The 14,120-nt window shown below is 66.3% G+C and carries 11 protein-coding genes; all 11 read left to right on the top strand.

Annotated elements, in window-relative coordinates; genetic code table 11:
* The first annotated feature begins 7 nt into the window (after positions 1-7).
* A complete protein-coding gene (locus ACSQ9A_RS22205; protein ID WP_436305195.1) occupies positions 8-1,141 on the top strand; it encodes a deoxyguanosinetriphosphate triphosphohydrolase in 1,134 nt (377 codons plus the stop codon).
* Complete coding sequence (locus ACSQ9A_RS22200; protein WP_436305194.1) at positions 1,138-2,400, top strand: MFS transporter; 1,263 nt, start codon at positions 1,138-1,140, stop codon at positions 2,398-2,400. Before ACSQ9A_RS22205 ends, ACSQ9A_RS22200 begins: the two co-directional genes overlap by 4 nt.
* Complete coding sequence (locus tag ACSQ9A_RS22195) at positions 2,397-2,972, top strand: DUF1415 domain-containing protein (protein WP_436305193.1); 576 nt, start codon at positions 2,397-2,399, stop codon at positions 2,970-2,972. The genes ACSQ9A_RS22200 and ACSQ9A_RS22195 overlap by 4 nt, the downstream gene beginning before the upstream one ends.
* A complete protein-coding gene (locus tag ACSQ9A_RS22190; RefSeq protein ID WP_436305192.1) occupies positions 2,969-3,835 on the top strand; it encodes a class I SAM-dependent methyltransferase in 867 nt (288 codons plus the stop codon). The genes ACSQ9A_RS22195 and ACSQ9A_RS22190 overlap by 4 nt, the downstream gene beginning before the upstream one ends.
* A 21-nt stretch (positions 3,836-3,856) precedes the next feature.
* Positions 3,857-4,549 carry a transposase gene (locus tag ACSQ9A_RS22185; RefSeq protein WP_436296450.1) on the top strand — a complete coding sequence of 231 codons (693 nt, stop codon included), beginning with the start codon at positions 3,857-3,859 and terminating at the stop codon, positions 4,547-4,549.
* Positions 4,550-4,734: 185 nt separating this feature from the next.
* On the top strand, positions 4,735-9,477 hold the full coding sequence (locus ACSQ9A_RS22180; RefSeq protein WP_436305191.1) for a glutamate synthase-related protein: 4,743 nt from the start codon (positions 4,735-4,737) through the stop codon (positions 9,475-9,477).
* 166 nt (positions 9,478-9,643) lie between these two features.
* The gene (locus tag ACSQ9A_RS22175) at positions 9,644-11,122 is read left to right on the top strand and encodes a glutamate synthase subunit beta (protein WP_436305190.1); all 1,479 of its coding nucleotides are present in this window, start codon (positions 9,644-9,646) and stop codon (positions 11,120-11,122) included.
* An 81-nt stretch (positions 11,123-11,203) separates the two neighbouring features.
* Positions 11,204-12,058: an ABC transporter ATP-binding protein gene (locus ACSQ9A_RS22170; RefSeq protein WP_436293290.1), complete on the top strand. Its 855-nt coding sequence runs from the start codon at positions 11,204-11,206 to the stop codon at positions 12,056-12,058.
* Entirely contained in the window at positions 12,055-12,837 is a 783-nt protein-coding gene (gene mlaE / locus ACSQ9A_RS22165; protein ID WP_436305189.1) for a lipid asymmetry maintenance ABC transporter permease subunit MlaE, read from the top strand. Before ACSQ9A_RS22170 ends, mlaE begins: the two co-directional genes overlap by 4 nt.
* 20 nt (positions 12,838-12,857) lie before the next feature.
* The gene (gene mlaD, locus ACSQ9A_RS22160) at positions 12,858-13,346 is read left to right on the top strand and encodes an outer membrane lipid asymmetry maintenance protein MlaD (protein WP_436305188.1); all 489 of its coding nucleotides are present in this window, start codon (positions 12,858-12,860) and stop codon (positions 13,344-13,346) included.
* Positions 13,343-14,089, top strand: coding sequence for an MlaA family lipoprotein (locus ACSQ9A_RS22155; RefSeq protein ID WP_436305187.1), 747 nt, complete (start codon positions 13,343-13,345; stop codon positions 14,087-14,089). Before mlaD ends, ACSQ9A_RS22155 begins: the two co-directional genes overlap by 4 nt.
* The last annotated feature ends 31 nt before the right edge of the window (positions 14,090-14,120 follow it).

The following is a 14,120-nucleotide window of genomic DNA, read 5'->3' as shown; positions in this document are numbered from 1 at the left end:
CTTGGCGATGAGCCTGGCGCGCCATGCCAGCGATCCGGCGCGCTCGCGCGGGCGGCGGCATCCCGAGCCGCCTGCGCCCACGCGCGATGCCTTTCAGCGCGACCGCGACCGCATCGTGCATTCGACCGCGTTCCGGCGCCTGGTCTACAAGACCCAGGTATTCCTGAACCACGAGGGCGACCTGTTTCGCACCCGCCTGACCCATTCGCTCGAGGTCGCGCAGCTCGGTCGTTCCATCGCCCGCGCGCTGCGGCTCAACGAAGACCTGGTGGAAGCCGTCGCGCTGGCGCACGACCTCGGCCACACGCCTTTCGGCCATGCGGGCCAGGACGCGCTCAATGCCTGCATGACGGAGCACGGGGGCTTCGAGCACAACCTGCAGAGCCTGCGTGTCGTGGACGAACTCGAACACCGCTATCCGCAGTACGACGGCCTCAACCTGAGCTTCGAGACCCGTGAAGGCATCCTCAAGCACTGCTCCCGAACGAATGCGCAGCGCATCGAGGCGAGCGAGCCGGGCGGCGTGGCGCGGCGTTTCTGCGACGGCACGCAGCCTTCGCTCGAAGCGCAGCTGTGCAACCTCGCGGACGAGATCGCCTACAACGCCCACGACATCGACGACGGCGTGAGGTCGGGGCTGATCAGCATCGAGCGCGTGAGCGAGGTCGGCCTGTTCGACCGCTATCGCCGCGAAGCGCTGGCCGAGTATCCGCAACTGCAGGGGCGGCGCGTGCTCTATGAGGCGATCCGCCGGATGCTGAGCGCGCAGGTCTACGACGTGATCGATGCCACCCGCGCCGCGCTCGAGGCGGCCGCGCCGGCCGATGCCGACGCCGCGCGCAGGGCCGGGCCGCTGGTGCTCTTCAGCGAGGCCATGCGCGCGCAATCCATCGAGCTCAAGCAGTTCCTTTTTCGCAATCTCTACCGGCATCCGCGCGTCACGCAGACCACCGACCGGGCGCAGCAGGTCGTGCGCGAGCTGTTCGCCGCCTATCTGGCCCGCGCCGAAGAGATGCCCGACTCCTATGCGCAGCGTGCGGGCCGGCATCGCGCGGTGGCCGACTACATCGCCGGCATGACCGATCGCTTCGCGATGCGGGAACACGAGCGCCTCACTGGACGGCGGTGGACCGAAGAATGAGCCGCAGCCAAGCGCATGCTCGCATACCCGCCGCTGCGCTCGCCGTGGTCGTGGCGGGCGTCGCGGCCGCCTTGCATCTCGGCAAGCTGGCGCCGGCCGTCCCGGCCTTGCAGGCCTCTCTGGGCATCGGCTTGGTCGAAGCAGGCTTTCTGCTGTCGTTGGTGCAGGTCGCCGGCATGACCCTCGGCCTCGTGGTCGGCCTCGCGGCGGACACGATCGGCCTGCGCCGCAGCATGCTCGCGGGCCTGGCCGTGATCACAGGCGCGAGCGTGCTCGGCGGGCTGGTCGGGAGCTCGGGCGAGGGCGGGGCGAAGGCCATTCACCTGCTGCTGGTGCTGCGTGCACTCGAAGGCGTCGGCTTTCTCCTGGTGGTGATGCCGGGGCCCGGGCTGATCCGTGCCATGTCGCAACCGAGCACCGAGAAGGCGGCGATGGGTCTTTGGGGCGCCTACATGCCGCTCGGCGTCGCCTTGGCGCTACTGCTCGGACCCGCGTTCATCGCGTGGGCGGGCTGGCCGGGCTGGTGGTGGGCGCTGTCGCTGGTGTCGGCGGCCGCGGCGGCGTGGGTCGTGCTCGGCGTGCCCGCGGACAACAATCGCATGGCATCGCCTGCCGCCATCTCGCCGGAGAACTGGTCGGGACGCCTGCTCGATACCGTGCGCGCAGGCGGACCCTGGACGCTCGCGCTGGCGTTCGCGGTGTACTCGGCGCAATGGATGGCGGTGATCGGCTTCCTGCCCGCCATCTACACCGACGCTGGCGTCCCGGATGCCTGGAGCGCAGCGCTGACAGCGCTCGCGGCGGCGATGAACATCGTCGGCAACGTCGCCGGCGGCCGCTTCCTGCAGCACGGCATCGCGCCCGAACGCCTGCTGCGCGTGGGCTTCGTCGTGATGGCGCTCGGCGGCGTCGCGGCCTTTGCGCAGATCGGCCAGGCCGCCGATGCCGCCAGCCTGCCGCCCGCGCTGCGCTATCTCGCGATCTGCATGTTCTCGCTCGGCGGCGGGGTGGTGCCGGCCACGCTCTTCATGCTCGCGGTCCGGCTGGCGCCCGGGCCTTCCACCGTGTCAACGACGGTGGGGATGATGCAGCAGGCGTCGTCGCTCGGGCAGTTCATCGCGCCGCCGGTCGTCGCCTGGATCGCCCACCGCGCCGGGGGCTGGCAATGGACCTGGGTCGTGACCTTGGCCTGCTCGCTGGCGGGGATGGCCCTCGTATCCCGCGTGTCGCCTTCAAGTCCCCGCACGGGCACGGCATGAACACAGGTGCCACAATTTCGGCAGCACAGGCGCAGGCCGACACGCAACGCTGGCTCAAGCGCGCGGTCATCGGTCTCAACCTATGCCCCTTTGCGAAGGCGGTGCATGTGCGAGGACAGATTCACTATGCCGTCTATCTGCCGGGCGAAGAGGCCGACCTGATCGATACGCTGCTTCTTGAAGCGCACGAGCTCGCGGCCCGGGACCCTTCCGAACGCGACACCACACTCTTGATCGCACCGAACACCTTGGCCGACTTTCTGGACTTCAACGATTTCACGGCGCGCGCTGAGCGTCGGCTGATGCGTGCGGGTTTCGACGGCCAGTTCCAACTGGCGAGCTTCCATCCGCACTACCAGTTCGCCGGCACGGAGGCCGAGGACATCACCAACGCGACCAATCGTGCGCCGTACCCCACGCTGCACCTGCTGCGCGAAGACAGCGTGAGCCGCGCCGTCGAAGCCTTCCCGGATGCCGAGGCCATTTTCGGGCGCAACATCCAGACGCTCGAAGCGCTTGGTGCGCAAGGATGGGCGGCGCTGGACGTCGGTCCGGGCGGAGCGGCGCGATGAGCAGCAAGACCGTCGCCCGCGCGTCGAAAGCCGAAGCCGACCTGCAAAGCGAGTTGCGTCCGGGCCAGTCGGTCGAGCTGTTGAAGGAACTACACATCCTCACGCGCGAAGGCCGGCTCAACCAGGATTCGCGCCGCAAGCTCAAGCAGGTCTATCACCTGTTCCAGTTCATCGAGAAGCTGCTGTACGAATTGCCGAACGAGGGCGCCCAGGCCACGCTGGCCGACCATGGCGCGGGCAAGTCCTACCTCGGTTTCATCATCTACGACCTGTTCTTCAACCAGTGCGGCGGTGGGCACGTATACGGCATCGAAACCCGGGCCGAACTGGTCGACCGGTCGCGCGCGCTTGCTGCACGGCTCGGTTTCGAGCGCATGTCCTTCCTCAATCTCACCGTGGCCGAATCTGCCGGCGCCAGCGAACTGCCGGCGCGGATCGACATCGTGACCGCGCTGCATGCCTGCGATACCGCCACCGACGACGCGATCGCTTTCGGCCTCGCGAAAGAAGCGCGTTTCATGGTGCTGGTTCCCTGCTGCCAGGCCGAGATTGCCGCCTGCCTGCGGCAGACCAAGGCGCTGGCGCTGTCGCGCACACCGCTGGCCGAGCTCTGGCGCCACCCGCTGCACACGCGCGAAATCGGCAGCCAGCTCACCAACGTGCTGCGCTGCCTCTACCTGGAGGCGAACGGCTACCAGGTCACGGTGACCGAGCTGGTGGGCTGGGAGCACAGCATGAAGAACGAGCTGATCATCGCGCGCCATACCGGCCAGCGCAAAGCCAGCGCCGCGGCGCGGCTGCGCGAGCTGCTGGAGCAGTTCGGGCTCGAGTCCTTGCTGGCGACGCGCTTTCGCCTGCCCTGATCGATGCGCTGAATCCGCGCCATGGCACGCCTGCCCCGCCTCACGCTGGCCGACCAGCCGCACCACGTGATCCAGCGCGGGAACAACCGCCAAGCCGTCTTCATCGACCGCGCCGACCGCGAGATGCTGCTGGGCCTGCTGGGCGAGAACGCCGCGCGCTTCGGCATCGCCTTGCACGCCTATGTGCTGATGGACAACCATTTCCACCTGCTCGCCACGCCTTCGAGCGCCGACGGACTGCCGCAGTGGATGCAGGCGATCGGGCGGCGCTACGTGCGCTACTTCAACGACCGGCATGGACGCAGCGGTACCTTGTGGGAAGGGCGCTACAAGTCGACGCTGATCCAGACCGATCGCTACTTGCTGGCCTGCATGGCCTACATCGACCTGAACCCGGTGCGGGCCGGCATCGCCGCGGAGGCGCGCGACTACCCGTGGTCGAGCCATGCGCACTATGCCGGGCTGCGACACGACAAGCTGCTGACGCCGCATCCTTTGTACTGGGCGCTGGGCAACACGCCGTTCGCCCGCGAAGCCGCGTATGCCGATTTGGTGCGCGCGGGCGTTCCGGCCACCGATCAAGCGGAGTTGACCGAGGCCACGCTGCATGGCTGGGCTGTGGGGGATCGCGACTTTCTGGAGTCGTTACAAAAAGCCACGCCGCGGCGTGTGCTCAAGGCCCGCCCTGGCCGCCCGCCGGCCGCCCAGAGCTGATCGAAAAAATGCCGGTGCCCGCGCAGGATACAGTCCATTTGCTATCAATTTTGATGTGTCCCTTAATTAAGTTGTTCCTATGGGTATGGAATGAAATTGGAATCTGACCCCAAATAAAGTGTTTGGCATTATTTGTGCAACGCAATATGCTCCTTTTCCCTGCGAAAAATTGAAGGAGCACGCCCATGACAACGGCTGCCGAGATCGAGCATCTCCAACAACACGGCCTTTACTCCGGTGCCGACGAGCACGACGCCTGCGGCGTCGGCTTCGTGGCCCACATCAAGGGCGAAAAGAGCCATGCCATCGTGCTGCAGGGCTTGAAGATTCTCGAGAATCTGGACCATCGCGGCGCAGTGGGCGCTGACAAGCTGATGGGCGACGGCGCCGGCATCCTGATCCAGCTGCCCGATCTGTTGTACCGCGAAGAGATGGCCAAGCAGGGCGTCACGCTGCCGCCGCCCGGCGAGTACGGCGTCGGCATGATCTTCCTGCCCAAGGAGCATGCTTCCCGCGAGGCCTGCGAGCAGGAGATGGAACGCGCCATCAAGGCCGAAGGCCAGGTGCTCCTGGGCTGGCGCGACGTGCCGGTGAATCGCGAGATGCCGATGTCGCCGACCGTGCGCAAGAAGGAACCGCTCCTGCGCCAGGTCTTCATCGGCCGCGGCAACGACGTGATCGTGCAGGACGCGCTGGAGCGCAAGCTCTACGTGATCCGCAAGACCGCCAGTGCCAGCATCCAGCGCCTGAAGCTCAAGCACAGCAAGGAGTACTACGTTCCGAGCATGTCGAGCCGCACGGTGGTCTACAAGGGTCTGCTCTTGGCCGATCAGGTCGGCACCTACTACCTCGACCTGCAGGACAAGCGCTGCATCTCGGCCCTGGGCCTGGTGCACCAGCGCTTCTCGACCAACACCTTCCCCGAGTGGCCGCTGGCCCACCCGTACCGCTATGTCGCGCACAACGGCGAGATCAATACGGTCAAGGGCAACTACAACTGGATGAAGGCGCGCGAAGGCGTGATGTCCTCGCCGGTGCTGGGTGCAGATCTGCAGAAGCTCTATCCGATCAGCTTCGCCGACCAGTCCGACACCGCTACTTTCGACAACTGCCTCGAACTGCTCACGATGGCCGGCTACCCGATCAGCCAGGCCGTGATGATGATGATTCCCGAGCCCTGGGAGCAGCACGCGACCATGGACACGCGTCGCCGCGCCTTCTACGAATACCACGCCGCGATGCTGGAGCCCTGGGACGGCCCGGCCTCGATCGTCTTCACCGACGGCCGCCAGATCGGCGCCACGCTCGACCGCAACGGCCTGCGGCCCTCGCGTTACTGCGTGACCGACGACGACCTGGTGATCATGGCCTCCGAATCCGGCGTGCTCCCCGTGCCCGAGCAGAAGATCGTGCGCAAGTGGCGCCTGCAGCCCGGCAAGATGTTCTTGATCGACCTGGAACAAGGCCGCATGATCGACGACGAGGAGGTCAAGGCCACCCTCGCGAACAGCAAGCCCTACAAGCAGTGGATCGAGAACCTGCGCATCAAGCTCGACAGCGTCGAGGCCGAGGCCGTGCAGGCGCCGGTGAGCCAGGTCGCGCTGCTCGATCGCCAGCAGGCCTTCGGCTACACGCAGGAAGACATCAAGTTCCTCATGAGCCCGATGGCTGCGGCCGGCGAGGAGGGCATCGGCTCCATGGGCAACGACAGCCCGCTGGCCGTGCTGTCCAACAAGAACAAGCCGCTCTACAACTACTTCAAGCAGCTGTTCGCGCAGGTCACGAACCCGCCGATCGATCCGATCCGCGAGGCGATCGTGATGTCGCTGGTGTCCTTCATCGGTCCGAAGCCGAACCTGCTCGACATCAACCAGGTCAACCCGCCGATGCGGCTCGAGGTGAGCCAGCCGATCCTCGACTTCGGCGACATGGCGAAGCTGCGCGACATCGGCAAATACACGCAGGGCAAGTTCAAGAGCTACACGCTCGACATCACCTATCCGCTCGCTTGGGGCGAGGAGGGCGTCGAGGCCAAGCTGGCCTCGCTGTGCGCCGAAGCGGTCGATGCGATCAAGGGCGGCCACAACATCCTGATCGTGAGCGACCGCGCGGTGAGCCCGACCCAGATCGCGATCCCCGCGCTGCTGGCGCTGTCGGCCATCCACCAGTACCTGGTGCGCGAAGGCCTGCGGACCACCGCCGGCCTGGTGGTCGAGACCGGCTCGGCGCGCGAGGTGCATCACTTCGGCGTGCTGGCGGGCTATGGCGCCGAGGCCGTGCACCCGTACCTCGCGATGGAAACCCTGGCCGCGATGCATGAAGACCTGTCGGGCGACCTGAGCGCCGAGAAGGCGATCTACAACTACGTCAAGGCGATCGGCAAGGGTCTGTCCAAGATCATGTCGAAGATGGGCGTCAGCACCTACATGAGCTACTGCGGCGCGCAGCTCTTCGAAGCCATCGGGCTCAACAGCGAAACGATCGTCAAGTACTTCACCGGCACTGCCAGCCGCGTCGAGGGCATCGGCGTGTTCGAGATCGCGCAGGAAGCCATCCGCATGCACAAGGCGGCCTTCAGCGACGACCCGGTGCTCGCCCACATGCTGGACGCCGGCGGCGAATACGCCTGGCGCACGCGCGGCGAGGAGCACATGTGGACGCCCGACGCGATCGCCAAGCTGCAGCACAGCACGCGCGCCAACAACTTCAACACCTACAAGGAATACGCGCAGCTCATCAACGACCAGAACCGCCGCCATCTCACGCTGCGCGGGCTGTTCGAGTTCAGGATAGATCCGGCCAAGGCGATTTCCGTGGACGAGGTCGAGCCGGCGAGCGAGATCGTCAAGCGCTTCGCGACCGGCGCCATGTCGCTGGGCTCGATCAGCACCGAAGCGCATTCGACGCTCGCCGTCGCGATGAACCGCATCGGCGGCAAGAGCAATACCGGCGAGGGCGGTGAAGACCCGGCGCGCTATCGCAACGAGCTCAAGGGCATCCCGATCAAGGTGGGCGACACGCTCAAGAGCGTGATCGGCGAAGCCAACGTCGAGGTCGACCTGCCTCTGCAGGACGGCGACTCGCTGCGTTCGAAGATCAAGCAGGTCGCCTCGGGCCGCTTCGGCGTCACCGCCGAGTACCTCTCGTCGGCCGACCAGCTGCAGATCAAGATGGCGCAGGGCGCGAAGCCTGGCGAAGGCGGCCAGCTGCCGGGCGGCAAGGTGTCCAACTACATCGGCGCGCTGCGCTACTCGGTGCCGGGCGTGGGCCTCATTTCTCCCCCCCCGCACCACGACATCTATTCGATCGAGGATCTGGCGCAGCTGATCCACGACCTGAAGAACGTCGCGCCGCACGCGAGCGTGAGCGTCAAGCTGGTGAGCGAAGTCGGCGTCGGCACGATCGCGGCCGGCGTCGCCAAGTGCAAGAGCGACCACGTCGTGATCGCGGGCCATGACGGCGGCACCGGCGCGTCGCCATGGTCGTCGATCAAGCACGCGGGCAGCCCGTGGGAGATCGGCCTGGCCGAGACCCAGCAGACCCTGGTGCTCAACCGCCTGCGCGGGCGCATCCGCGTGCAGGCCGACGGCCAGATGAAGACCGGCCGCGACGTCGCCATCGGCGCACTGCTTGGCGCCGATGAGTTCGGCTTCGCGACCGCGCCGCTGGTGGTCGAGGGCTGCATCATGATGCGCAAGTGCCACCTCAACACCTGCCCGGTCGGCGTGGCCACGCAGGACCCGGTGCTGCGCAAGAAGTTCACCGGCAAGCCCGAGCACGTGGTGAACTACTTCTTCTTCGTTGCCGAGGAAGTGCGCCAGATCATGGCGCAGCTGGGCATCCGCAAGTTCGACGAGCTGATCGGCCGCGCCGACCTGCTCGACACCAAGAAGGGCATCGAGCACTGGAAGGCCCGCGGCCTGGACTTCAGCCGCCTGTTCGCGCAGCCGAACGTGCCGGCCGACGTGCCGCGCTACCACGTCGAGGCGCAGGACCACGGCCTCGCGAAGAGCCTCGACAACAAGCTGATCGAGAAGTCGCGCCCGGCGATCGAGAAGGGCGAGAAGGTGCAGTTCATCGAGGTGGCGCGCAACGTCAACCGATCGGTCGGCGCCATGCTCTCGGGCGCGCTGACCAAGGTGCATCCGCAAGGCCTGCCTGACGATTCGATCCGCATCCAGCTCGAAGGCACGGGCGGCCAGTCCTTCGGCGCCTTCCTGGCGCGCGGCATCACGCTCTACCTGATCGGCGATGCCAACGACTACACCGGCAAGGGCCTCTCGGGCGGCCGCGTGGTGGTGCGTCCCAGCCTCGACTTCCGCGGTGAAGCGATACGCAACACCATCGTCGGCAACACCGCGCTCTACGGCGCGACCACCGGCGAGGCCTACTTGTGCGGCGTGGCCGGCGAGCGCTTCGCGGTGCGCCTGTCGGGCGCCACCGCGGTGGTCGAAGGCACCGGCGATCACGGCTGCGAATACATGACCGGCGGCACGGTCGCGGTGCTCGGCAAGACCGGGCGCAACTTCGCGGCCGGCATGAGCGGCGGTGTCGCCTTCGTCTATGACGAGGACGGCCAGTTCGCGTCGCGCTGCAACCTCTCGATGGTCTCGCTCGACAAGGTGCTGACCTCCGCCGAGCAGATCGCGAGCGTGCACCGCAAGATCTGGCACGACGGCGAGACCGACGAGGCGCAGCTCAGGAAGCTCCTGGAAGACCACCATCGCTGGACCGGAAGCAAGCGCGCGCGCGAACTGCTCGACACCTGGGCGGTCTCGCGCACCAAGTTCGTCAAGGTCTTCCCGAACGAATACAAGCGCGCGCTGGCCGAGATCCACGACCGCCAGGTCGAGCTCACGAGCAGCGGCAACAACGCCCACGTGGGCATGGAGCCGCACGCGGTCGTCAACAAACCGGTCACGGCCTGATCAAGCAACAACTCTTCATACGCCGTGCAGCTTCTTTAGGTGTGCCATCTCAACCCTTCGGGGAGCACCGCGGATCCGGCTTTGCCGGGCCGCTGGTGCTGCCCCCTGAAGGGGGCAGGAGGCTACACGAAGTGAGCAAGCAACGGGGGTGAGCAAAGGAATCACGATGGGAAAAATCACCGGCTTCATGGAGCATGAGCGCATCGAGGAGGGCTACAAGCCCGTCAAGGAGCGCGTCAAGCATCACAAGGAATTCGTTGTCGGGCTCGACGAGGCCCAGGCCAAGGTGCAGGGTGCGCGCTGCATGGACTGCGGCACGCCCTTCTGCAACAGCGGTTGCCCGGTCAACAACATCATTCCGGACTTCAACGACCTGGTCTACCAAAGCGACTGGCAGAGCGCCTTCGTGGTGCTCGATTCGACCAACAACTTCCCGGAGTTCACCGGCCGCATCTGCCCCGCGCCCTGCGAGGCCGCCTGCGTGCTCAATGTGAACGACGACCCGGTGGGCATCAAGTCGATCGAGCACGCAATCATCGATCGCGCGTGGGAAGAAAAATGGGTCGCACCGCGGCCGGCCAAGCACAAGACCGGCAAGAAGGTCGCGGTGGTCGGCTCCGGCCCGGCCGGCATGGCGGCCGGGCAGCAGCTCGCGCGCGTCGGCCACGACGTCACCTTGTTCGAGAAGAACGACCGCATCGGTGGCCTGCTGCGCTACGGCATCCCCGACTTCAAGATGGAGAAGGTGCACATCGATCGCCGTGTCGAGCAGATGAAGGCCGAAGGCGTGGTCTTCCGCACCGGCGTGATGGTCGGCGCCGCCAAGGATCCGCTCGGCAAGGGCTCCAAGGTCACGAACTGGGCCAAGGAAATCGTCACGCCCGAGCAGCTCGACCGCGAGTTCGATGCGGTTATCTTGACCGGTGGCGCCGAGCAGTCGCGCGACCTGCCGGTGCCGGGCCGCGATCTCGATGGCATCTATTTCGCCATGGAGTTCCTGCCGCAGCAGAACAAGGTCAACGCCGGCGACAAGGTGAAGGGCCAGATCTCTGCCTCCGGCAAGCACGTGATCGTGATCGGCGGCGGCGACACCGGCTCCGACTGCGTGGGCACCAGCAACCGCCACGGCGCCGCCAGCGTCACGCAGTTCGAACTGATGCCGCAGCCGCCCGAGGAAGAAAACCGCCCGCTGACCTGGCCCTACTGGCCCTACAAGCTGCGCACCAGCTCCAGCCACGAAGAGGGCTGCGAGCGCGAGTTCGCGATCTCGACCAAGGAGTTCATCGGCGAGAAGGGCAAGCTCACCGGCCTCAAGACCGTTCGCGTGGAGTGGAAGGACGGCAAGATGGTCGAGGTCCCCGGCACCGAAGAAGTGCTGAAGGCCGATCTGGTGCTCCTGGCCATGGGCTTCGTGAGCCCGGTCGGCAACGTGCTCGATGCCTTCGGCGTGGAGAAAGATGCGCGCGGCAATGCCAGGGCCAGCGTCGACTTCGTCGGCGGCTACGCAACCAACGTGCCCAAGGTGTTTGCCGCGGGCGACATCCGCCGTGGCCAGTCGCTGGTGGTGTGGGCGATCCGCGAAGGGCGCCAGGCGGCGCGCTCCGTCGACGAATTCCTGATGGGATTCAGCGATCTGCCGCGCTGAATTAGGCCTGGATTAGGCCCCCACTTCGGGGCATGGGCATGACCCGTGCTTCATTTATCATGGGTGCAACCGCGAGCCGGGATGCCTGAAGGCGCCCCGGCTTTTCTGTTTGATATGGACCCATCCACCACCTCCCTCGTTGAATTTCGCGACCTCGGCTTCGGCTACGGCGAGCGGCCCATCCTCGATGGCGTCTCGTTCTCGGTGCCGCGCGGAAAGGTGACGGCGCTGATGGGGGCCTCCGGCGGCGGCAAGACCACCGTGCTGCGGCTGATCGGCGGCCAGCTGCGTGCGCAGCGCGGCGAGGTGCTGGTGGACGGACAGGATGTCGGCAAGCTCGGGACCGATGCGCTCTACGCCGCGCGGCGCCGCATGGGCATGCTGTTCCAGTTCGGCGCGCTGTTCACCGACATGAGCGTGTTCGACAACGTCGCCTTTCCGCTGCGCGAGCACACGCAGTTGCCCGAAGCCCTGGTGCGCGACATCGTGCTCATGAAGCTCGATGCGGTGGGCTTGCGCGGCGCGCGGCACCTGATGCCCAGCGAGGTCTCGGGCGGCATGGCGCGGCGCGTGGCGCTGGCCCGTGCGATCGCGCTCGACCCGGATCTCGTGATGTACGACGAGCCCTTCGCCGGTCTCGATCCGATCTCGCTCGGCACCGCGGCGCGCCTGATCCGCCAGCTCAACGACACGCTGGGGCTGACCAGCGTCGTGGTCTCGCACGATCTCGAAGAGACCTTTCGCATCGCCGACCACGTGATCATCCTGGCCAACGGCGGCATTGCCGCCCAGGGTACGCCGCAGGAGGTACGCCAGAGCGGCGATCCTCTGGTGCACCAGTTCGTCAACGCGCTGCCCGACGGGCCGGTGCATTTCCACTATCCCGGCGTCGGCGTCGAGGACGATTTCGGCAACACCCACGGAGAGCGCGAATGAGCTGGTACCGGCCCGCCGACGTGGGTTTTGCCGTGCGCTCCAAGCTCGCCGACCTGGGGCTGGGCGCCCACCTGTTCCTGCGCCTGGTGTTCCGGGGCGCGCGCAGCCTGCGCCGCTTCGGCCTGGTGCGCGACCAGATCCACTTCCTCGGCAACTACTCGCTCGCGATCATTGCGGTCTCGGGGCTGTTCGTGGGCTTCGTGCTCGGGCTGCAGGGGTACTACACGCTGCAGCGCTACGGCTCTTCGGAAGCGCTCGGCCTGCTGGTCGCGCTGAGCCTGGTGCGCGAACTCGGTCCGGTGGTCGCGGCCTTGCTGTTCGCGGGCCGCGCGGGCACCTCGTTGACGGCGGAGATCGGCCTCATGAAGGCCGGCGAACAACTAAGCGCGATGGAGATGATGGCGGTCGATCCCGTGCAGCGCATCCTCGCGCCGCGCTTCTGGGCCGGCGTGATCACCATGCCCCTGCTGGCGGCCGTGTTCAGCGCAGTCGGCGTGAGCGGCGGCTACGTGGTCGGCGTGCTGATGCTCGGCGTCGATCCGGGCGCCTTCTGGGGTCAGATGCAAGGCGGCGTCGATGTCTGGCGCGACGTCGGCAACGGCGTGGTCAAGAGCATCGTCTTCGGCTTCACGGTGACCTTCATCGCACTGCTGCAGGGTTACGAATCCCAGCCGACGCCCGAGGGCGTGTCTCGCGCCACCACCCGCACTGTGGTCGCCGCCTCGCTCGCAGTGCTCGGGCTCGATTTCCTGCTGACCGCAATGATGTTCAGTATCTAGCTAAGACGGAAGGCACATACATGCAACGTTCCAACAACGACATCTGGGTCGGCCTGTTCGTGCTGATCGGCGCGGCGGCGCTGCTCTTTCTTGCGCTGCAATCAGCCAACCTGCTGAGCCTCAGCTTCCAGAGGACCTATCCCGTCACTGCGCGCTTCGACAACATCGGCGGACTCAAGCCGCAAACCGCGGTCAAGAGCGCGGGCGTGGTGGTCGGGCGTGTCGAATCGATCACGTTCGACGACAAGAACTTTCAGGCCAGCGTCACGCTCGCTTTGCAAAGCCGTTACAGTTTCCCCAAGGACAGCTCCCTCAAGATCCTGACCAGCGGCTTGCTCGGCGAGCAGTACATCGGGATCGAAGCTGGGGCTGAGGAGAAGAACCTTCAAGCCGGTGACACCATCACCGCAACGCAATCGGCCGTCGTGCTGGAGAACCTGATCGGTCAGTTTCTCTACAACAAGGCGTCCGAGGGCAGCACGCCATCGGGCAACGCCAACAAGAAATGAAACCGCGATCCACTTCCAACTTTTCGTCCGCGATCCGCGGCGCTTCTGTTCTGCGCCGCCTCGGCGCGCTTGCCCTTCTCGCCATCGCGAGCGGCTGCGCGACCGGTCCCCACCCCAATCCGGCCGATCCCTTCGAGCCTTTCAATCGCGGGGTTTCACGCTTCAACGACGTCGTCGACGACGCAGTGCTGCGTCCCGCCGCGACGGCCTACCGCGAAGTGCTGCCCTCGCCGGTGCGCACGGGCGTCAACAACTTCTTTGGCAACCTGTCCGACGTCTGGAGCTTCGTCAACAGCGTGCTGCAGCTGAAGCTGCAGAACAGCGCCGAGACCTTCATGCGCGTGAACGTCAACACCGTCTTCGGACTGGGCGGCCTGCTCGACATCGCCACCGAGGTCGGCATCGACCGCCACAGCGAAGACTTCGGCCAGACCCTGGGCCGCTGGGGTGTGCCGAGCGGTCCTTACGTGGTGCTGCCGCTGTTCGGATCGTCGACCTTGCGCGACACGGCGGCGTGGCCGATCGATCGGCGGGGCGATCTGCTGCGCGCGTTGAACGACATTCCGGTGCGCAACTCGCTGTATGTGCTGCGCGTGATCGATGGCCGGGCCAACCTGCTTCGTGCAGGCCAGCTGCTCGATGATGCCGCGCTCGACAAGTATTCGTTCACCCGCGATGCCTTCCTGCAGCGCCGGCGCAACGAAGTGCACGACGGCAACCTGCCGAATGATGGCAACGAGTGAGTCCGGCGCTTGCATCCCGTTGCGGCCCTTT

Origin of the sequence: Variovorax sp. LjRoot290, from assembly GCF_964253985.1 — a bacterium.
Classification (GTDB): Bacteria; Pseudomonadota; Gammaproteobacteria; order Burkholderiales; family Burkholderiaceae_C; genus Variovorax.
This window is presented reverse-complemented; position numbering and strand designations above follow the sequence as displayed.

What these genes read in the sequence shown, in the direction of transcription:
- mlaE (WP_436305189.1), top strand. Translation starts at nt 12,055, where the DNA reads ATGAGCTGGTACCGGCCCGCCGACGTGGGTTTTGCCGTGCGCTCCAAG.
- ACSQ9A_RS22200 (WP_436305194.1), top strand. Translation starts at nt 1,138, where the DNA reads ATGAGCCGCAGCCAAGCGCATGCTCGCATACCCGCCGCTGCGCTCGCC.
- ACSQ9A_RS22185 (WP_436296450.1), top strand. Translation starts at nt 3,857, where the DNA reads ATGGCACGCCTGCCCCGCCTCACGCTGGCCGACCAGCCGCACCACGTG.
- mlaD (WP_436305188.1), top strand. Translation starts at nt 12,858, where the DNA reads ATGCAACGTTCCAACAACGACATCTGGGTCGGCCTGTTCGTGCTGATC.
- ACSQ9A_RS22170 (WP_436293290.1), top strand. Translation starts at nt 11,204, where the DNA reads ATGCCTGAAGGCGCCCCGGCTTTTCTGTTTGATATGGACCCATCCACC.
- ACSQ9A_RS22180 (WP_436305191.1), top strand. Translation starts at nt 4,735, where the DNA reads ATGACAACGGCTGCCGAGATCGAGCATCTCCAACAACACGGCCTTTAC.
- ACSQ9A_RS22205 (WP_436305195.1), top strand. Translation starts at nt 8, where the DNA reads ATGAGCCTGGCGCGCCATGCCAGCGATCCGGCGCGCTCGCGCGGGCGG.
- ACSQ9A_RS22195 (WP_436305193.1), top strand. Translation starts at nt 2,397, where the DNA reads ATGAACACAGGTGCCACAATTTCGGCAGCACAGGCGCAGGCCGACACG.
- ACSQ9A_RS22190 (WP_436305192.1), top strand. Translation starts at nt 2,969, where the DNA reads ATGAGCAGCAAGACCGTCGCCCGCGCGTCGAAAGCCGAAGCCGACCTG.
- ACSQ9A_RS22175 (WP_436305190.1), top strand. Translation starts at nt 9,644, where the DNA reads ATGGGAAAAATCACCGGCTTCATGGAGCATGAGCGCATCGAGGAGGGC.
- ACSQ9A_RS22155 (WP_436305187.1), top strand. Translation starts at nt 13,343, where the DNA reads ATGAAACCGCGATCCACTTCCAACTTTTCGTCCGCGATCCGCGGCGCT.